A 20960-nucleotide genomic window follows, 5' to 3' on the forward strand; every position below is an offset into this window, starting at 1 on the left:
TTCTTGCTTGTAAATTGAAAGATGGTATGTGCCGAAGTGGTGGAACTGGCAGACGCGCTGGACTCAAAATCCAGTGGGGCTGACACCCCGTGCGGGTTCGACTCCCGCCTTCGGCACCATTTTGTTTTGGCAAAAGTAAAAGCCGTTGGCAGAGGAAAAAGCTAACGGCTTTTTTTATTTTGCTTTCTTCTGTCTTTAAATTTGTTAATAAAATTAGTTGAAAATGTCTAAATTAAAAATTAAAATATTGTTAAAGGTAATATAAAAATAAAGAAAGGAAAGGATAGGGCTTGGTATGGCATTTGGAACAGATATAGGAATTGATCTGGGTACAGCAACAGTTTTAGTTTATGTCAAAGGCAAAGGGATAGTTTTAAGAGAACCATCTGTTGTTGCAATAGAGCAGACGCGAAAGCAGATTCTGGCTGTTGGTGAAGAAGCAAGGAGAATGATAGGAAGAACACCGGGGAACATTGTAGCTGTAAGACCGCTCAGGGACGGTGTTATATCAGACTATGAGGTAACAGAGGCTATGCTCAAGTACTTCCTTGCAAAAGTTCTTGGCAGGCGGGTATTTTTCAAGCCGAGGGTTGTTGTATGTGTGCCTTCAGGCGTGACAGAGGTTGAAAAAAGAGCAGTGCTTGATGCCACATATGAAGCGGGTGCAAAGCAGACATTTTTAATTGAAGAGCCAATTGCGGCTGCGATTGGAGCAGGGCTGGATATCTCAAGACCGGTGGGTTGTATGGTAATAGACATAGGTGGCGGTACAACCGACATTGCAGTGATTTCGCTTGGCGGGGCAGTTGTAAGTGAGTCGATTAAGGTTGCGGGGGATAAATTTGATGAAGCAATTATCCGATATATAAGAAAGAAGCACAGTGTGGCGATTGGTGAAAGAACAGCTGAAGAGCTCAAGATAAACATAGGATGTGCATACAGAAAACCAAAAGTGGAGTCTATGGAAGTGAGAGGAAGGAGCTTGCTTACTGGTCTTCCAAAGACCATAACCGTCACATCGGATGAAATGTTACAGGCTTTAGAGGAGCCGGTATCAGCTATAGTTGAAGCTGTTCACAGGGTGCTTGAGAATACACCACCTGAACTTGCAGCAGATATTACATCAACAGGGATTGTCATGACAGGTGGTGGGAGCCTTCTGTGGGGTCTGGACAGGTTGATTTCCGAAAAGACAGGTATTCCAACCAGAATTGCTGATGACCCGGTTTCATGTGTTGCGCTGGGTACAGGTAAGGCATTGGAATCGCTTGATATGTTAGAGTCAACCCTTATCAAAGACCCAAGAGTAAGGTAAAAAAGGGGTTTTTAAAAAGATGATTAGAGGTATTTATACATCTGCGTCAGGGATGATTTTGAATCAAAAACTTATGGATTTGACAGCCAACAATGTAGCAAATATCAGTACAACAGGATACAAAAGAGATATTGCACAGGTTGAGAGCTTTAGAAAAATGATGGCATATAGAATTTTTGATAGATTTTCAAACAGCATTGATAACGCAATAGGTTACATGTCACTTGGAGCAGATGTTTCAAGGATTGTGAGTGATTTTTCTCAGGGGCTTTACATAAAAACTGATGAGCCTTTGAATTTAGCAATAAGGGGAAGTGGATTTTTTACTGTAGAAAAGGTTGATTCCCTGACAGGTCAGGCGCAGGTTTACTATACAAGAAATGGTGCATTTACTGTCAATTCAAACCGGGAACTTGTGACTCTTGATGGTTTTCGTGTGCTTGGGGAAAACGGACCTGTGGTGCTGCAAAGTCAGGGACAAATCAGGATTGATGAACAGGGCAATGTCTATCAGGAAGGTAGATTGGTTGATAGGTTAAGGCTTGTAGATTTTCAGGACAAAAGTCTTTTGCGCAAAGTTGGGGATAATCTTTTTGAAGTAGATGCCCAGAATCAGCAGATAGCTTTTTCTGGTAGAGTTTTGCAGGGGTACTTAGAAGGTTCGAATGTTAACTCTGTTCAGGAAATGGTCAATATGATAAATGCTTTAAGGGCTTATGAGGCCAATCAGAAAGCTTTTATTACTCAGGATGAGACATTGCAGAAGGCTGTAAATGAAATAGCCAAAAAATAAAGATATGAAAAAGAAGATGGAGGATTGAGAGAAAAATGATGAGAGCACTGTATTCTGCGGCGCTGGGGATGAAAGCCCAGCAGACCAATGTTGATATTATTTCCAACAACCTTGCCAATGTTAACACGACTGCATTTAAGAAAGACAAGGCCGAGTTCAAAGACCTTTTGTATGAAACTTTGTCGCGTGCAGATGTTGTTGCAGGTGATGGCAAGCCAGTTAGTCTTCAAATAGGACATGGTGTGACAATAACTGCTATAACAAAGAGCTTTTCGGAGGGCAACTTAGAGAGGACTGAAAACCCGCTTGACCTGGCAATTCAGGGCGAAGGATTTTTTGTTGTGTCAACACCTAACGGTCCAAGATACACAAGAGATGGCAGCTTCAAGGTTTCAAATGTTGATGGACAGATAAAGCTTGTCACATCGGACGGATATCCTGTTCTGGCAGTAGGTGATACAGAGATTGTTCTTCCAGAGACAGCAATTTCCAGTATAACGATTGATGAGACAGGCAGGATTACATACAAGGATGCTGAAGGGCAGATACAGGATTCCGGGCTTAAGATAAAAATAGTAAAGTTTCTTAACCCGCAGGGGCTTTTAGCTGAGGGCAAGAACCTGTATGCGGTGTCGGCTGCCTCTGGTGAGCCGGTTTCTGAAGAGGAAACAGAAGGACCAAAGAGCAGGATTTTGCAAGGATTTTTGGAAATGTCAAATGTTCAGGTGGTTGACGAGATGGTAAAACTCATTATTGCTCAAAGGGCATATGAAATAAATTCCAAGGCGATTCAAACAGCCGATGATATGCTGTCTATGGCAAATAATCTCAAGAGATAATAAAATTTGATTTAAAAACAGGCAGGGTTGGATAATATGATAGGTGTTCAGGATTTAGGAAACAATACCGGGATGGCAGAGGCTATAAATAATGCAAATAGTAATTCATTAATAGATAAACTGGAAAAGGCTTATTCGGAAAAGGATAAGCAAAGATTAAAAGAAGCATGTGATGATTTTGAAGCTATTTTACTTTCTTCAATCTTCAAAGAAATGAAAAAATCAATCCCTGAAAGTGGACTTTTCGAAAAGAGTATTGCTGATGATATATTCAATGATATGTTTGTAGATGAGGTATCCAAAAAAGCTTCAAGTCAGGGTGGGGTAGGATTGTCAAAGCTGTTGTATGATTCCATATTAAGAAGAATCGAAAATGCATACAGGTTCAAAGATGAAAAGTAGTTTTTTGCTGAGCCGGTGAAATAGACCGGCTTTTATTTTTTATTGGCAATATTAGTTCTATCAGAGCCATTTGGAAAGTAACTTTTAATACCATTAATATTGTTATAATAATTGCAAAGCCATCAGTGGTATAATATTTAACTGTACATTATTTAACCTGATTTTTAAGGGGGAAAATGGCTTGTTACAGACATTTATAAGCAGCATTCAAGGAGTTTTAGTAATTTTATTTGTCTTAATTTTAGGATATTATTTGACAAAAATTGGCTGGTTTGATTCAAAAGTATCAGACCTATTTGCGAAGATTGTTGTAAATATTTCCCTCCCGCTTTATATGATTGCAAATCTGACCTCAACTTTTACAAAAGAGGAGCTTGAACATTCAGCAAGAGGGCTCTTGATTCCTTTTTTATCCATATTACTTTCTTATTGTGTGGCTACAGTGGTTGCAAGGTTTGCAAATGTAAAGATTTACAGAAGAGGGCTTTTTGCAGCTATATTTTCACTTTCTAATTCCATTTTTGTGGGTCTTCCGATGTCTCTGGCACTTTTTGGAGATGTTGCGACACCCTACACACTCCTTTATTACATGGCAAACACAACAATGTGGTGGACATTGGGAGTGTATGGTATTATACGTGACAACAAAAGCGAGAGGCATAGTGTTTTTAGTATAGACACTTTAAAACGCATATTCAATCCGCCTTTGATAGGATTTTTGATTGGAGTTGTACTTGTACTTTTGGGAATAAGACTGCCCAAGTTTGCATTTGACAGTTTTAAAATGGTAGGAGGGCTTACAACACCTCTTTCCATTTTCTGTATTGGCATAACAATGTATGAGATGGGTTTTAAAAGTTTTAAGTTTGACAGGGATTCTTTACTGGTCTTTTCTGGAAGGTTTCTGATCACTCCTTTTATAACATGGAGCTTATCTCATTTTATTCCTGTGCCCAAACTTATGAGAGATGTTTTTATAATAATGTCTGCTATGCCTGTTATGATTAACTCGGCAATAATTTCAAGAGTATATAATGGAGATTATGAATTTGCCACTGCTATGATTACATATTCTACACTGTTCTCGGTTGTTATAATGCCATTTTTAATGGTTTTAATTAAAATTATTTAGTTTTTTCTTGGAAGTAATAATGAATATAAAAGGATGGTTGTACAACCGAGGAAATACTTTTTACTTATCACTTGCCTTAACATTAGCACAATGTTGCAAAGGAAAAGATGTATACATATCTAATGGTCAGCAAATGTAGATTGTTATTTTTTATGTATGGTTATATAATAGATAAAGTAAAATAAAATCTACTGAAAAAGGAGGAGATTGATGGGAAGACTTTTTGGAACAGACGGTGTTCGGGGTATTGCAAATAAAGAGCTTACATGTGAGCTTGCGTTTGATCTGGGAAGAGCTGGTGCATATGTGCTCACCCAAACCAGACAAAAACCTAAAATCCTGATTGGCAAAGATACGAGAATCTCATGCGATATGCTTGAGGCTGCACTGTGTGCCGGGCTGACTTCTGTCGGAGCAGATGTGTATCTTGCAGGAGTTGTTACAACACCTGCTATAGCTCACCTGGTAAAATCGCACCGGTTTGATGCGGGAATTATGATTTCTGCATCGCACAATCCTTATGAGTTCAACGGTATTAAGTTTTTTAATTCACAGGGCTTCAAGCTTTCTGACCGGATTGAAGACAGGATTGAGGACATTATTTTGAACAAAAAGTGGGATGAAGTGCCACACGCTCAGTTTGATGCAATAGGCAGAGTAAATAAAGCTGAGCTTGAAAATGACTACAGGGGGTATCTAAAATCAACATTAAATGGTGCAAGCTTCAAGGGGATTAAAATTGTTATGGACTGTGCAAATGGTGCAGCTTATAAGATAGCTCCGGCGGTTTTTGAAGAACTTGGTGCAGAGGTTTTGGTGATAAACAACCAGCCGGATGGGACAAACATCAACAAAGAGTGTGGATCCACACATCTTGAGATGCTGAAGCAGGAGGTTGTGAAAAACAGGGCTGATTTTGGCATTGCGTATGATGGTGATGCGGACAGAACACTTTTTGTAGATGAAAATGGCGAGGTTGTTGACGGTGATAAGATTATGCTTCTTCTGGCAAAAGCTTTGAAGGATGAAGGGAAGCTAAAAAATAACACCCTGGTTGTAACAGTTATGAGCAACATGGGGCTTTTTGTTGCTGCAAAAGAGCTTGGGATAGATCTTGAGGTCACAAAAGTCGGAGACAGATATGTTCTTGAAAAGATGCTGGAAGGCGGATATTCAATTGGTGGTGAGCAGTCAGGGCACATAATACTTCTGGACTATGCAACAACAGGGGATGGGATTCTGACAAGTCTTCACCTGACAAAGCTAATATGTAAGACTAACAAAAAGCTTTCTGAGCTTGCAAAGATAATGAAAGTGTACCCCCAGGTGCTGGTAAATGCAAGAGTTGAAAACAGCAAAAAGGAGCTATACAAAGAAGATAGTGTTATAATGGATGCAATTGCAGCCTTAGAGCACAAGTTCAATGGAAAAGGAAGGGTTTTAATAAGACCATCTGGTACAGAACCTTTGATAAGGGTTATGATTGAGGGCGAGGACTATGATGAGATTAAAAAGGACGCCGAGGCTCTTGCAAAATTGATTGAATCAAGGCTTTCATGATAATCTTCTGAGTTTTGGGATGTAACTTATGGTCATCTTCACCTGACACTTTTTTATTTAAGCGCCAGGACCTCTGGAAGTTATAGCGCTGCTTTGTTTTGCGCATTTTTCCAGAGGTTGACGAGGACCGGGGAGGATCGAGGTTGTCGGCGGGTGCCCCGGCGGGGTTTTTGCCTTTTTCCTCGTAACTTTCTGCTACAAACCCCGGAAGGTAACTTCCAGGACAAAAGCAGAAAGAAAAAGGCTTAAGGCTTTTTTATTTGCTGCAGGTTTGTGGCAGCTTGGAAATTAAATATAAGGCTCAAGAGGAGGCAAAAAACAATGTGCGGAATTGTTGGTTATGTTGGTAATAGAAGCTGCGTTCCTATTTTACTTTCCGGGCTTAAAAAGCTTGAGTACAGGGGATATGACTCTGCCGGTGTGGCAGTTATTGATATAGATAACCAGAAGATTGATATAGTCAAGACAAAAGGAAGACTTGCTACTCTGGAAGAAAAGCTAAAAGAAAACCCCATTGAGGGTTTTGCCGGGATTGGTCACACAAGGTGGGCAACGCATGGTGAGCCATCCGATGAGAATTCGCACCCGCATATGAGCCAGAACGGCAGAATTGCAATTGTCCACAACGGGATTATAGAGAATTATTTAAAGTTAAAGGAATTTTTGATTAGAAAAGGTTTTGAATTTGCTTCTGAGACAGATACAGAGGTTGTTGCGCATCTTATTGAATATTATTATGATGGTGACATTGTGGATGCGTTTATAAAAACACTTGAGAAGATTCAGGGGTCATACGCTCTGGGAGTGCTTTGCCTTGACAAACCCGATATGATTCTGGCAGCAAGAAAAGACAGTCCTTTGATTGTTGGATTGGGTCAGGGTGAGAATTTCATTGCCTCGGACATTCCCGCAATTTTGGAGTACACAAGGGATACCTATATCCTTGAAGAGAATGAGATAGCAATTATCACAAAAGACAGGGTGGAGGTTATAAATCCCGAAAAGGAGCAGATTAAAAAAGATGTATTCCACGTTACATGGGATGTTTCATCAGCTGAAAAAGGTGGCTATGAGCACTTTATGATAAAGGAGATAATGGAGCAGCCAAAGGCGGTAAGGGACACGCTGACAGGCAGGCTTCCAGATAGCAGCTTTGAGGTAAACCTGGATGGCATAAAGATAGCAAAAGAGGATTTGCAGAAACTTCACAAAATATTTATAGTTGCATGTGGCACAGCATACCATGCAGGGATTGTGGGCAAATATGTGATTGAGAAGCTCACAAGAATACCTGTTGAGGTTGACATTGCAAGCGAGTTTCGCTACAAAGACCCCATTGTTGATGAGAATACCCTGACAATTGTGATTTCTCAGTCGGGTGAGACAATTGACACTCTTGTTGCAATGAGAGAGGCAAAGGCAAAAGGCTCAAGGACGCTTGGGATTGTAAACGTTGTTGGCTCATCCATAGCAAGAGAGGTGGATGATTGTCTGTATACATGGGCAGGGCCCGAGATTGCCGTTGCATCGACCAAGGCTTACACAACGCAGCTTATTTGCCTTTATCTTATTGCTCTTGACTTTGCAACAAAGCTTGGAACAATATCAAATGATGAGTTTGCAAAGATAAGAGATGAGATAAAAAGACTTCCTGAAAAAATAGAGTATGTCCTTACACACAAAGAGAATATTCAAAAGTATGCATCAGAGCATTTTAACGCAAAGGACATCTTCTATTTGGGTCGTGGCTTGGACTTTGCAGTTGCAATGGAAGGGTCACTCAAATTAAAAGAGATTTCATACATTCACTCAGAAGCATATGCAGCAGGTGAGCTAAAGCATGGAACAATTGCACTGATTGAAGATGGGACATTTGTAATTGCACTTGCAACACAGGAAAAGCTTTTTGAAAAGATGATAAGCAACATAAAAGAGGTAAAATCCCGTGGTGCAGTTGTGCTTTCTGTTGCGCAGGAGGGGAATACTGCCATAGAAGATGTGTCAGACCATGTTTTATATATTCCGAAGACACTTGACATCCTGGCACCTGTTTTGACGGTTGTGCCACTTCAGCTTTTTGCATACTACACAGCAGTGCAAAGAGGCTGCGATGTTGACAAACCAAGGAATTTGGCAAAGAGTGTGACTGTGGAGTAAGAGCAAGATAAAATAAAAGGGATAAGTGATAAAGCCTTGCTTATATAAAGGCTTTGCGCCACCTTATCCCTTTTTCTTTTTGCCATTGGACCTGACTATTCGTACAAACTTTTTTCACAAAAACAGAAGCTTGAATGTAAATTTTCAAAATGAATATAGCATATTTTACTTGGAATTCTTATACCTCCAGAAAGTGATATATATATATTTTATACTGAGTTAAGGCAGAGAAAATGGTCTTTAATTAACATAGTTAGGGGTTAGGGAAAAAAATTGTTTGTGGAGATTTATAAAATAACATAAATAATATTTATAATATTAATTTGGTTGTTAAATATTTCAAAGTTCTGAGTAAATATAACTGCTTACAAATTTAAATAAAAAACTAAAAGAAGCTTGATGAATTTTACAATATAGTATGCTATTATTAAAAAGAGGAGAATATATTTTGTGAGAAAGATTCATCAAATATGGGCTTTAGTGAGTCCAGCAATGCATAAGAAACTAAAAGAATATGCAGTTGAAAACCAAATAGCTTCTACCCGTGCAAAGATGATAATGTATATCAGTTACAGTTTTAGGTCTTACTAACTTTTGAAATATTATACATTCCAATTGAGGACGGGGAAGATGGTTAATATAAAAGTTTCCGATGCAGAACTCGAATATATCAAAAGCTTTACACAACGCTACAACGTGACAATCAGCCGATTGCTGAGAAACATAGTTTATACTTATTTCCAGAGCATAGAAAGGGAAAGATAGAAAGCGTAGTTTTATTAAGGCAAAATAATATTTAGGGAAGTGAAAAAGGAAATAGGGCAGAATAACGATGAAGTGTTAAACTTTGCTTCAACTCTTTGGGCAGCAGCTTATTTAACAGGTTGTATCTCTTTTTGAAGATGTTGCTTGATTGATAAGTATTTATTAGTAAAATATAGCAATTAAACCTATGACTTAATTTGACGCTCTATGAGTAAGTATTAGTTCTATATTTAAGAGAAACGCCAATAATTTAAAAGAGGTGGAATGTATGGGTATAAACAATAAAGTTTGTAAGATATTTGAATACCTTTTGGCAGTCAAGAATTTAAACGATATAGTAATTAGAAATATTGAGCAATATGATGAAGTAATCTGGCAAAAAGATTTGCCAGAGTATGAAGGGTGTTTTTTAAATGGCAGTGGCAAATATAAGGAAGCTTGGTTAGAAGTACATAAGCAGGAACTACCACCTGTTCCGCAATTACCTAAAATACTAAGTGATTGGGTGACATATTGTGCCGATCCAGAAAAAGAACCAGTAGTTAAGGAACAAATTCCTAAAAAAGATAAAGCAGATTATGAAAATTTCGAGGATGACCCTGAAAGAGTAAAGGTTTTTAAAGAATGGAAAGAAAATGTATGGATTCCCTGGAAGAACGAGGCTTTACCTAAAAAGAGAATTAAAAAATTATATACAAAATTGTTTGCAATACATCAAAGAATTCAACGTGAAGGAGAGGACGTTGAGCTTGCATGGGGGCATGGTATATTATTATGGAATGTTAACGGATTTAAGATTAAAAGGCCTGTTCTTGTAACACCATTAGAATTACAGTTTGATGCTAAAAATGGGATATTTATGTTGTTGCCAACAAGTAAAGGGACATATTTGGAAACTGATATGCTTAACAATATTGATTTACCATATATTAAAAGTTTGCAACAAATGGAACCTGAGATTCAGAATGCAGAAATAAATGTTTGGGATAAGGAATCAATAGAACCTATTTTAAAGGAGATAGTGCATACAATAAATCCTGGAGGTATATATTCAGATGAAGATTTTCCCCTCCAAAATATAAAGGAAGTTCCCGTAATTAGTTATTCGCCTGTCATATTTTTAAGGAAAACCAGTGGACGCATATGGCAGAAAGAATTGATTACGGTGATAGATAAAATAAGAAGCGATTATCCTATTCCTGAAACTATTAAAAGACTTGCTGTTGATGATTTAGAAGAATGTAAGAAAGAGGATGAGACAAATAATAATCAAGATAATTGGGAATCTATTGGAGAAAATTTACTATTTCCCCTTCCAGTAAATAATGAACAAAAATTGATTGCCAAGAAGTTGGCTAAAAGCCCTGGGGTAGTTGTTCAGGGACCACCTGGTACTGGGAAGAGTCATACAATTGCTAATTTAATTTGTCATTTGCTTGCACACGGAAAAAGAGTGTTAGTAACCAGTGAAAAAGAAAGGGCCTTGCGGGTTTTAAGAGATAAGATTCCAGAAGAAATTAGGCATTTGTGTGTAAGTGTGTTAGGAGGAGATTCTGCTTCTGTAAAGGAATTAGAGAGTTCAATAGAAAATATTACTGAAAATATCGATAGCTATGATCCTCAAATTTTGAAAAAGGAAGTAGAGAGGCTAAGGAATGAATTATACGAAACAAGGAAAAAGAAGACTCGATATCAAAATTTAATTAAACAGGCAGGCGAATTGGAAAGCAAAAAGGTTAGAATTGGTAATTGCGAAATGACTCCTTTAGAAATAGCAAAATGGCTGAAAGAAAATGCTAAACATAACTGGATGCCTGATTCTATAAAAATAGATCAAGAATGTCCTTTATCCGAAGCAGAGTTAAGGAAATTTTTTGAATTATCGGGGAAGTTACGAACCAGCGATAAAGAAAGCTTAGAAAAAAAGAGACCAAAAGTATCAGAATTACCTGATTCACATATATTCAATGAAAATGTATTAAAAATTAGGACGCTTGAGCAACAAATAACCGAAAAGTTTGATTATATAAAGGAATGGAATGTATCTCAAAATGTCTATGACCAAGTAGATGCATATAAACAAAAGATTTTGTCTATAATTAATGAACTAAAAGAGTTAAACCAACCTTGGATGCAGTTTATTATGAAGGATTCAATATCAGGTGGGGACAGCAAAAAATTATGGAAGGTACTTATTCAGGAAAGCCGAGATATTATTAAGCAAATAAAAAATCTTGATATGGAGTTAATAGAACATGAGATTGTTTTTTCTGAAGATATTGATCCAACAGTCGCAAAAGAAAACCTAAAGGTTTTAAGAGAGAAACTAAAAGGTGTTAGGCAAATGAGCTGGTTTTTTAAAAACATTACAGGTCGTAAATATATGTATTTAATGGATAAGAATAAAATATCTTTAGACGGGCATGAAATAAGAAATGAAAATGACGTTGGTATAGTTATCAAATATATAGAGAAAAATGAAATTAAGAACAAGTTAATATTGAAGTGGAATAATATAATGAAGGACATTGGAGGCCCCCAATTATCTGATTCAATACCAAGATTTTCTTTCTATGTAGAGGAACTTATAAATAAAATAGAAAAGGGGTTACAATGGGATGATAAAGTTGTAAAACCTTTGCAAGAATTTTTGAATGCCTTAGGTATCAAAGAGACACCTGCTTGGACTGATATAAAATGGTTTGAAAAACTTTATAATGGCATAGAAGTACCTGAATTAAAGAAAAAATTGAATGATGCCAATGAATTTTTTGAGAGTTTAAAAATTCTATTGATTGGTGGAAAGGAATCAAATAATGCTCATCCAAGCTGGATAAATCTTTTAAATGCATGTGAAGCAAAAGATACAGAGCTGTGGGATAAAGAATACTGGGAAGTTGTCCGTCTTGAAGGCTTAGAAGAGGATTATAATGTTTATTTAAACTTGAAAGACAGACTTGAAGAAATTGCACCCAAATGGGTAAAAATGATAATTGAGCAAGGTGGACAAGGTGAACCTTTAATTCCACCTGATGATTGGAAATTGGCATGGCAATGGAGACAGTGTGATACTTACCTGAAAGAGTTAGAAGAGAAAACTAATATAGAAAAATTTGAGGAATTGTTGAAGGAAGAAGAAAAAAATGAATCACATATTTTAAGGGAACTTGTCGCAAAATCTACGTGGCTTGCGCAAATTGAAAGAACTACATATGGGCAAAAGAAAAGTCTGCATGCGTTTGTGCAAGCAGTTAGGAAAGTTGGGAAAGGAACGGGTAAGTATGCTAATATGTACCGAAAAGAAGTGATGGAAGAAATGCAGATTTGCAAAGAAGCCATCCCAGTTTGGATAATGCCGATACAAAAAATAATCGAGAACATAAAGCTTACAAATGATTTATTTGATGTAATAATAGTAGACGAAAGCAGTCAGAGTAATCTATTTGCTTTATGTGCATTATTACGAGCAAAAAAAGCAGTGATAGTTGGAGATGATAATCAGATAAGTCCAGAAAGTATTGGTGTAAATGTCGGAGAAGTGCATCAACTTATTCAACATTATTTAGAGGGAATAGTGCCTCATGCCAGCAGATTTGAACTTACTACAAGCTTGTATGATATAGCAAATCAAATTTTAGAAAGCAAAGTTGTATTAAAAGAACATTTCAGGAGTGTTCCTGAAATAATACAATTTAGTAATGATTTTATGTATGGAGGGAAAATAATACCCTTAAGATTGCCAATGTCTCATGAAATATTTGAACCGCCTGTATCAGCAATATTTGTAGAGGAAGGATTTGTTGAAGAACATACTACTAATAAATTAATAAATAGACCTGAAGCAAAAGCAATAGTAAAACATATTGAAAAACTTTGTTCTGATCCAAAATATAATGGAAAGACAATGGGGGTTATTTCCCTTCAGGGAGATGCTCAAGCAGTACTTATTGAGGAACTTTTAAGAGAAGCAATTGGAGAAAAAGAGATGGTTGAAAGAAAGCTGATATGTGGGGATGCATATTTCTTCCAGGGTGATGAAAGAGATATAATTTTCCTATCAATGGTTATTGCACCGAATGTTAGGTTTAGAGCATTAACCAAACGTTCTGATTATCAAAGGTTTAATGTTGCGGCAAGCAGAGCAAGAGACCAAATGTTTTTATTTCATTCAGTGCAATTAGAGGATATAAATAATCCAGAATGTGCAAGATATCGTTTATTACAATATTGTCAAAATCCAAATAGAGTGCAACAAAAAATAGATGAAGTTAAACATTTATTTGAATCAAAGTTTGAGGAAGATGTTTACAGAATTATTTGTACACGTGGGTATAGAGTAATACCACAAGTAAAAGTTGCGAATTTGGGCAAACGGATTGATTTGGTTGTTGAAGGAATTCGCAATAGATTAGCTATTGAATGTGATGGAGATAAGTGGCATGGTATTGATAAATGGGAGGAGGATATAGAACGTCAACGTATTTTAGAAAGGGTTGGGTGGACATTTTGGCGTGTTCGAGGCAGTGAATTTTATAGGGATCCTGAAAAGGCTATGGCGTCTTTATGGAAAAAGTTAGATGAGATGGGAATTAAACCAATTGAATAAATGATCAAATTTTACTGTAGAAATGAATAAAAAATTTGCTTACTTAATCTGTATTGATATTACGAAGCTGTCTAAAAACAAAATATTAAAATTTTATTCCACAACATATAGAAAAATTAAATAAGTCAAAAAACTATATATCGTAAGAAAGGGGACTATCCAATTATCTTTTTGGATAGCCCTTAGCCACTTATTTAATTAGCTTTTTAAAAAAGTAAAGACAAATTTCACTTAACCTTTGCACTTAATGTTATCTTGGACTTTTTGTTAATATCGTTTGAGGTTATTGTTATATAGGCTGACTTTGTTCCCCTGGTTTTTGGCTTTAATATTACATTGAATGAAATCTTTTCCTTTGGCTTTAGAATTTTGTTTATTACTTTATTTGCCTCAAATGAAAATTCATCAGTATCAGTACCACCGATGGTTGCAGCTGAAATTTTCAGGTTTGCAGAACCTGAGTTAGATATTGTAATAGTCTTTTTATAGGTATTGCCGATGGATACTGTGCCGAAGTTAACATTTTTTTGCTTATGCTGATTATGCCTGAAGGATTTAATGCATTGCATATTAATTGTATCTGCAGGTGACTTTTTAAAGGGTCATTGGATGTTATGTTGAGTGTGGCTTTTTTCAGTCCTGCAGTTTTTGGATTGGCTATTATAACCAGCTGTTCTTTCTGCTTTGATTTTATAGATGTTAAAGTATTTTTCAGTTTGAAATCTGAGCTATTTGCCCCTGTAATTGAAATACTGTCTATTTTCAACATTCCAAGTCCATTGTTTGAAATATTAAGAACCAAACTTTGTGAGGAATTTGCTTTAACATTGCCAAAATTCAAAGTCTGCTTTTCAACCTGTATTTCCGGTCTTAATGAAATGGCAGTATTTATAGAAAAATCTGTTTTGACAGCAAAGTATTTTGTTATATCCATGCTTTTTGTGGTATTATATTTATAATTAAAATCACTTGGCCCGGCACCTTCAATTGTTTTAATTTCAACCTGTTTAATTTCAATATCATTTATTGGTTTTCCAACAAAAAACTCTCTGTTGTTGTTATCAACAAAATTTGCATCACCTGTTGAATTAACTACAGCAAGAGAATTATATCCAGTATAGCATAACATGTCTGAAGAAGGATTGAGAACTTTGAAAATTTCCCAGCTGCCATAGCTTTTTGCCCATTTTATATCCCCTTGTATAATTATTTTCGTAAGACACATCAAAAAAACTCTAATAAAATAACAACCAAAGTTTCGGTTAACATAAGATTTTGAGTCTCATCCTTAAAATAACGTCTCAAGTACTTCCTCTTTGAGAGGAAAGCAGCGCAAAGTCTCTTCCTGCTGCTTGTGGCTCCTATTCTTTAGCCACTTTAACGCTGGCCTCTTGCCAGCCATCCTAACTTTGATATAATTCTTTCTATCTGGGCATGGAATTTACCTGTACTCGCCCCCTGGGAACGGAACTTCCTTCCGTATACCCGTGAAAAAGATTATCATTCCATTCCAGGTAAGTCTAAACTATTTGGCTGGTTGAGGCCAGCTTAAATCCTAATCAAAGCTGGTTCCTCGCATCACGTGCAAGGTTGTATACTTACCTTTGCTCGGAATGGAAAACTCATGCCCTAATTCAATTTTAAAATCACTTGAACGGAGGTTTAATTGCTATGAATCTAAAACCTATTGCCGGGATTGATGTAGCCAAGTATTTCAGCGAAATGGTGATTATCTCTCCTACAAATGAAATAATCGCTCGCTTGACTATCCGTCACAATAATCCCTCCGACTTTGATAGGGCTATTGAAATCCTTAAAAAAGTTGAAGAGGATTTCGCAGCACGCCCTATCATCGTCATTTCAAGCCACAGGGCATTACCACAAAATCCTCTCCCGCTTCTTTACTTCTAATGGCTGGGATGTTTCAATTATCAATCCCATCCAATTCTGCCTCTATCAAAAATGCGGGAACAAGTCAAAGTAAAAAATGATAAAACTGATGCCCTGTGGATTGCATTAACTTTAAGACTTACTGACTCTACTGTAGTACAACCTTCATCTGAAATCCTCGACTGCTTGAAAAACCTATGCCGCCAGTATTACAACCTCAGTGATGAACTAACCTCTTACAAATACAGACTTACTTCTGTCGTCGATCAAATTATGCTCAATTTCAAAGAGATCTTCCCTGACATTTGTTCTAAAACATCCTTAGCTATACTTGAAAACTACCCAACTCCAACCGATATCTTAGGCGCTGACAGCGAAAAACTTATTTCCATCATTCAGCTAACCTCTAAAAAAAGCTATCAATGGGCCAAAGAAAAATATGAATTACTTGTCGCAAAAGCTAAACAGTTTCAACCTTTTTCTATATCAGACTTAGCAACTGTTACTATGCTTAAAGTCTATATTAACATGGTCCTGAATTTACAGCAGAATATCGACAAAATTTTTGAAGCCATAAATCAACTTGTTCAGCAATCTTCGCAATCTCAGCCTTCACTCATGGAAAATATTAACCTCCTTCAATCTATCCCCGGCATAGGTTTTCTATCCGCTGCAACTATCCTTGCTGAAATAGGTGATTTCGAAAAATTTTCAAAACCCAACAAGCTTGTTGCTTTCTTTGGTGTAGATCCTTCCGTAAATCAATCGGGGCAATTTGTTGGCACAAAAAATAAAATGTCTAAACGTGGTTCTAAAATCTTGCGAAGAATCTTATTTACAATTGCTCTTGCCAATATCAGAACAAAAAGAAATTCTAAACCTTGTAATCCTGTATTATTCGAATACTATCAGAAAAAGTGCCAACAAAAGCCCAAAAAAGTTGCATTAGGTGCTGTTATGAGAAAAATTATTTGTATTATCTTTGCTGTTATGCGCGATAAAAAACCTTTTGAACTTAGAACTCCAGAAGAACATATTCAAAAATACTTTAATAAAACTGCAGTTTGTAGTGCATAAACAATTGTTCTGTTTACGAAACATTAGTTAACAATAATACTACTCAGCCTCCATATGTTATGTCAACTTCTAATGGATGGCTTACCTTTTTGCGCCCTCTTTAAAGAATCTTATACCATAAAATGGTGTCAAAATTTTTTTAAAAAAACTCTTGACTTTAATTAGCTGGTCTTTTTCGGACACCTTTATGACTGTCATTCCAACAGAAGAATATCCGTTTTTTAAAGTAACAAAAGCACCATTATCCAAGGATGGGCAAATGTTGGTTGTAATACCTGATTCGGATTTTAAAAGCTTGCCCCAGATAACATTTCCATTGTCATCTATTTTGAATATAAAAGGCATCCGACTTTCTGTATCTCCGGCACATATAAAACCATCGTCTACCTGAATATATTTAATTTCGGTTATATTGAGGTTCTTTTTGGCTTCGGGATAGTAAAGATAATACGCTTTTGACCAGAGTAGACTCCTGTTTGCATCGTATCTTTTCAAAGTATCGAACCAGCCATTGTCTCTGTAATACATATTAGCTTGATAAATATAACTATTATCGTCCAATTTCTTAAAATATTTTCTGGTATACCAGCCTACTCCATCAACATTAAATTCACTTATAACATTGCCCTTGCTGTCAATATCAAGAGAAAAACCGGCTGTTACATTTTCGCTTGATACTCGCACAATGCCTGAGATTGATATTGAATTGTCTTCATTTTCAACGACGTTACATGGCCACGTCTGTTCATTGTTAGTTTCTCTGCCAAATGCCTTAAACCACCTTATATTTCCATTTGGTAGGATGTTAAGAGCTATTAGTTCTTCAGCGCCATCTTTGTTGTTAAAATTTGATTTTGAGTAATCGACCGCCAGATAGCTTTCATCGCTAAGCTCTATTACATTGGTAAATCGGTTGTGGACTGTAGCTAAGTCTTTTTTGAGCTCAAACATCTTTGCCCAGATGATTTTGCCATTTTCATCCACTTTTAAGATTGCAGGATGACACGCTCCAGTGTAAGGTGAAACGGTAATAGCCCCTACCAGTACAAAATTACCATCCGAGGTGTACATTGAGTTGTCTATGCCAAATCCTCCAAACCATTCTTTTACGGGTGTATTGAATTTTTCAGCAAAGGGGAAAAATTTGCTGTCAGCAAAAACAGAGGTAAAGCTGAGAAGTAATAAAGCAATAAGGAGTAGGAGAAAGATTCGTTTCATAATTTTTCATCCTTTCAAAATTGATTTATGTTTTTACTATAAGTCTAATGACAGATAAATTCAATAGTTTGAATATATTTGTCCATGACATTTAAATGACAAAAAGAGGGGATATAGAATTATGAGCAATTTGGGGAAGAAACTGGAGATTTTGATGAAGGTTTTGAATATTAAAACTTCAGATTTAGCAAGGTTTTTACACATTGATTCTTCTTTAATCAGTAAATGGAAGAATAATAAAAGAATCTTGCATCCGGATTCAGAACATGCTAAGCTACTGGTTGATTATTTGGTTAATAAAATAGATGATAGTAATATTCAAAAATTAAAATTTATTATTTCTGATATAGATGATATATCACCATCAACTGGCAAAATAATTTTTGAGTGGTTGTTTGATGACAGAGAGGATGTGGCAAGTGAATTTTCAATAATATACAATTCAAGCTTAAAAGCATGTTCTGTATATTATGGGAACGAAGGCAGAAAAGAAGCTGTTATTAGATTTTTGGGTGAAGGGAGAAAAATTAAACCAACTGAAATGCTACTTTTAAGCCAGGAAGATATGACATGGCTTTTGTCTGACAGCAAATTTTTAGAATGCTGGGAAGAATTGATGAGAGAAAATTTATATAACCAGCACAGGATTAAGATTGTTCATACAGTGGACAGAGATTTAAATAGTTTATCTACTATATATAGAAAGTGGATTAAATTATATTTTTGTGGAGATATTGTATCTTATTATTTACCTCACTATACTGATAATATTATTAAAATTTCTATATTTGTTCTGAAAGATTGTTCAGCTATATTATCAATGTCAGTACAAGACAGCAAGGATAGTATAACGTTTTATTTTGATGACAGAGAAACAGTGATTAATTTGCAAAAGATATTCAATAGTTATCTTAAAAGTTGCAGGAAATTGGTATACAAAATAAAAAACATAGATGAAAGAGATATATATGATACTATTTTAGAGAAAGCTTCTCCCGGGCTAAATTATTACTATATTGGGACAATACCATATTACCTGGATATCATCGAAACTAACAGAGATATAAAAGATAGAACTGCGCAGCATAAGATTATATTGTTTTTTGATAAACTAACTGATACGAAAGTTAAAAATGATATTTATGACAACAGAGCGATGTTTGAAGAAAAAGTAAAATCAAAAGATAATATCGCAGTAAAATTACTTATAGAGAAAATAATAAAAAAATTAAAAGAAGATAAAAATTTTCAGGTGGCACTGATTAAAAGTCAAGCACTGGATTTTGATGGTGAATTTTTTATTTCAGGTGATAATCTGGCACTGGTGTTTGGGACAGATGAAAAAACAAAACAGCCTGCCTATCTGGTATCTGAAGAACCCACAATTATAAATTCAATCATTCTCTCGATTGATAGAATATGGGAACAAATACCAAGAATAAATAGAGATAAAAAATGGGTAATAGAAAAATTAGAACTTTTATATAAAACTATATAAATTCCAGAAACCATCTGTTCTCATCACAAAAAAGATAAAGGACTTTTGAGCGGACAAGTATTTTATATCTTATGCCCTGTCCGCCAGATTTTAATGAGGCAGCATTTCTTTTTTCTATGATCTTATCAATTTCATACGTTTTCCCATCCAGCCAGACAAATGAGATGGGGGTAATTTCTCCTTCCTTTGAAAAGTGTGCATAAACATCTACAAATATTTTTCTCATTTTTTGAAAATCCACCCTTCCATTTTTATTTTTGAAAACAAATTTTACTTAAAGAATGCAACAGGGTGAATTTGGTTATGCAGTGGAATTTGGCAGGGTAGGTCGGTTTTGCTCAAAAGTATGGCCGGCAAAACTGCACTCTGTCCAAACCTTCTTCGAATTTTATCAATGGTTTTTTCAAGCTCTTCTAATTTGAGTTTTTCCATGCTGTTAAATTCAAGCTGATAGGGTGAGTTTGCACAAACAAGATCCAAAGCTCTTATGCCAAGAGACCTTATGGGGGTTTTAAAGTTCCAGTGTTTCTTGAATATTTCAAAAGCTTTCTGGAAAATTTCCCTTGCCAAAAAGGTGGGATTTTTTAGTTTTTCCTGCCTTGTTATTGAAAAAAGGGAGCTATCCCTTATCCATATCTGAACAGTGCAGCATTTTAAGTACTGCTGGCGAAGTCTCTGTGCAACAGATTCGGAGAGCATTCTGAGAACATATTCTGCGTCATTTAAACAGTTCAAATCCCTTGGCAGGGTTATGCTGTTGCCTATTCCTTTGACGTTATCTTCAAAAATTGGTGGAGTAACAGGGGTTGTGTCAAGCCCGTTTGCAAATATCCAGAGCACTTCTCCCCATTTGCCAAGAATTCTTTTAAGATATTCAGGCGAGCTTCTGGCAATATCACCTATTGTGTAAATTGCTATTGAACTGAGTTTTTTTTCTGTTGCACTGCCCACATACAAAAGGTCTTTTGCAGGCAGTGGCCATACAATTTGTTTAAAGTTTTCTTTTGTGATAACTGTTACAGCATCGGGCTTTTTATAATCGCTGCCAAGCTTTGCAAATACTTTGTTGAAAGAAACTCCGACAGATACCGTAAGGCCAAGTTCAGCCTTTATTCTTTCTTTGATTTCATAGGCAATTTTTCTGCCACTTCCTAAGATTTTTGTAGACTCTGTAACATCAAGCCAGCATTCATCAATTCCAAAAGGTTCTATCAAATCTGTATACTCGGAGTAAATCTGCTGCGCAAGCTTTGAAAAGCGGATATAAAGTGGGAAATTGGGTTTTAAAATTACAAGATTCGGGCATTTTTTGAGTGCCTGCCATATAACCTCACCTGTTTGGACACCATACGATTTTGCTATCTGATTTTTTGCAAGGACTATTCCGTGTCGAAGCTCACTTTCACCACAAACAGCAACAGGTTTGTTTTTTAGTTCAGGTTGATAAAGGCATTCAACCGAAGCATAGAAATTGTTAAGATCAACATGCAGAATCACCCTGCCCACTTTCTATCACCTATGCGAACATAAGTTTGTATATTATAGTATAACACCAAAAATGTGTTTGGTAAATAGAAATATTTCGCAAATTCAAAAAGTTATTCAGTTAGTATGAGGTGAAAACATATTTACAACACCTAATTCATTACAAAACAGATTTGTCATTTTGCTTGAAAAATTTTTATAAAAAAGTTATATTGTTGTTAAG

17 protein-coding genes and 1 tRNA gene are annotated in these 20960 nt (G+C 36.1%); 13 read left to right on the forward strand and 5 right to left on the reverse strand.

The annotated features are described in order from the left end of the window. Positions 1 to 30: 30 nt before the first annotated feature. The 10 genes from OTK00_RS01180 (at position 31) to OTK00_RS01225 (ending at position 13569) form a co-directional block, all read left to right on the forward strand. Positions 31 to 119: transfer RNA gene (locus OTK00_RS01180), tRNA-Leu, on the forward strand. Between the two features lie 176 nt (positions 120 to 295). Then, positions 296 to 1315, forward strand: coding sequence for a rod shape-determining protein (mreB, locus tag OTK00_RS01185; protein ID WP_045168425.1), 1020 nt, complete (start codon positions 296 to 298; stop codon positions 1313 to 1315). A 19-nt stretch (positions 1316 to 1334) separates the two neighbouring features. Beyond that, positions 1335 to 2108, forward strand: coding sequence for a flagellar hook-basal body protein (locus tag OTK00_RS01190; protein ID WP_045168424.1), 774 nt, complete (start codon positions 1335 to 1337; stop codon positions 2106 to 2108). Positions 2109 to 2143: 35 nt separating this feature from the next. After that, on the forward strand, positions 2144 to 2947 hold the full coding sequence (gene flgG, locus OTK00_RS01195; protein ID WP_045168423.1) for a flagellar basal-body rod protein FlgG: 804 nt from the start codon (positions 2144 to 2146) through the stop codon (positions 2945 to 2947). A 36-nt stretch (positions 2948 to 2983) separates the two neighbouring features. Continuing rightward, complete coding sequence (locus OTK00_RS01200; protein WP_082054575.1) at positions 2984 to 3349, forward strand: rod-binding protein; 366 nt, start codon at positions 2984 to 2986, stop codon at positions 3347 to 3349. A 181-nt stretch (positions 3350 to 3530) separates the two neighbouring features. Continuing rightward, entirely contained in the window at positions 3531 to 4481 is a 951-nt protein-coding gene (locus OTK00_RS01205; protein ID WP_045168422.1) for an AEC family transporter, read from the forward strand. A gap of 210 nt (positions 4482 to 4691) precedes the next feature. Further along, a complete protein-coding gene (glmM, locus tag OTK00_RS01210) occupies positions 4692 to 6041 on the forward strand; it encodes a phosphoglucosamine mutase (RefSeq protein WP_045168421.1) in 1350 nt (449 codons plus the stop codon). A 321-nt stretch (positions 6042 to 6362) separates the two neighbouring features. After that, positions 6363 to 8198, forward strand: a complete 1836-nt coding sequence (gene glmS, locus OTK00_RS01215) for a glutamine--fructose-6-phosphate transaminase (isomerizing) (protein ID WP_045168420.1) — start codon at positions 6363 to 6365, stop codon at positions 8196 to 8198. Between the two features lie 450 nt (positions 8199 to 8648). Then, positions 8649 to 8789, forward strand: a complete 141-nt coding sequence (locus OTK00_RS01220) for a hypothetical protein (protein ID WP_241765413.1) — start codon at positions 8649 to 8651, stop codon at positions 8787 to 8789. Between the two features lie 442 nt (positions 8790 to 9231). Further along, positions 9232 to 13569, forward strand: a complete 4338-nt coding sequence (locus OTK00_RS01225; protein WP_045168419.1) for an AAA domain-containing protein — start codon at positions 9232 to 9234, stop codon at positions 13567 to 13569. Between the two features lie 227 nt (positions 13570 to 13796). Here OTK00_RS01225 and OTK00_RS12215 read toward each other — a convergent pair whose 3' ends face one another. Together OTK00_RS12215 and OTK00_RS01230 are read right to left on the reverse strand one after the other, a co-directional pair. Then, positions 13797 to 14129, reverse strand: coding sequence for a choice-of-anchor D domain-containing protein (locus tag OTK00_RS12215; protein WP_408612651.1), 333 nt, complete (start codon positions 14127 to 14129; stop codon positions 13797 to 13799). Further along, the gene (locus tag OTK00_RS01230) at positions 14012 to 14794 is read right to left on the reverse strand and encodes a choice-of-anchor D domain-containing protein (protein ID WP_045168418.1); all 783 of its coding nucleotides are present in this window, start codon (positions 14792 to 14794) and stop codon (positions 14012 to 14014) included. Before OTK00_RS01230 ends, OTK00_RS12215 begins: the two co-directional genes overlap by 118 nt. Positions 14795 to 15240: 446 nt before the next feature. Here OTK00_RS01230 and OTK00_RS12275 point away from each other — a divergent pair, with 446 nt between their 5' ends. Next, positions 15241 to 15480 carry a hypothetical protein gene (locus OTK00_RS12275; RefSeq protein WP_456298811.1) on the forward strand — a complete coding sequence of 80 codons (240 nt, stop codon included), beginning with the start codon at positions 15241 to 15243 and terminating at the stop codon, positions 15478 to 15480. 51 nt (positions 15481 to 15531) lie between these two features. After that, the gene (locus OTK00_RS01235) at positions 15532 to 16536 is read left to right on the forward strand and encodes an IS110 family RNA-guided transposase (protein WP_456298812.1); all 1005 of its coding nucleotides are present in this window, start codon (positions 15532 to 15534) and stop codon (positions 16534 to 16536) included. Positions 16537 to 16617: 81 nt separating this feature from the next. Here the strand turns inward: OTK00_RS01235 and OTK00_RS01240 are convergent, their stop codons facing one another. Continuing rightward, positions 16618 to 17754 (reverse strand): hypothetical protein, encoded by a 1137-nt coding sequence (locus tag OTK00_RS01240; protein WP_045168417.1) that lies wholly within the window; start codon positions 17752 to 17754, stop codon positions 16618 to 16620. Positions 17755 to 17875: 121 nt separating this feature from the next. On the opposite strand from OTK00_RS01240, the gene OTK00_RS01245 reads away from it, so the two are divergent. Then, the gene (locus tag OTK00_RS01245; RefSeq protein WP_045168416.1) at positions 17876 to 19252 is read left to right on the forward strand and encodes a helix-turn-helix domain-containing protein; all 1377 of its coding nucleotides are present in this window, start codon (positions 17876 to 17878) and stop codon (positions 19250 to 19252) included. On the opposite strand, the gene OTK00_RS01250 is transcribed toward OTK00_RS01245, so the two are convergent. Together OTK00_RS01250 and dinB are read right to left on the reverse strand one after the other, a co-directional pair. Then, positions 19245 to 19478 (reverse strand): hypothetical protein, encoded by a 234-nt coding sequence (locus tag OTK00_RS01250; protein WP_045168415.1) that lies wholly within the window; start codon positions 19476 to 19478, stop codon positions 19245 to 19247. The two genes, OTK00_RS01245 and OTK00_RS01250, sit on opposite strands and share 8 nt — an antisense overlap. 44 nt (positions 19479 to 19522) lie before the next feature. Next, positions 19523 to 20758, reverse strand: coding sequence for a DNA polymerase IV (dinB, locus tag OTK00_RS01255; protein ID WP_045168414.1), 1236 nt, complete (start codon positions 20756 to 20758; stop codon positions 19523 to 19525). Positions 20759 to 20960: the final 202 nt, after the last annotated feature.

Origin of the sequence: Caldicellulosiruptor morganii (assembly GCF_026810225.1) — a bacterium.
GTDB lineage: Bacteria > Bacillota > Thermoanaerobacteria > Caldicellulosiruptorales > Caldicellulosiruptoraceae > Caldicellulosiruptor > Caldicellulosiruptor morganii.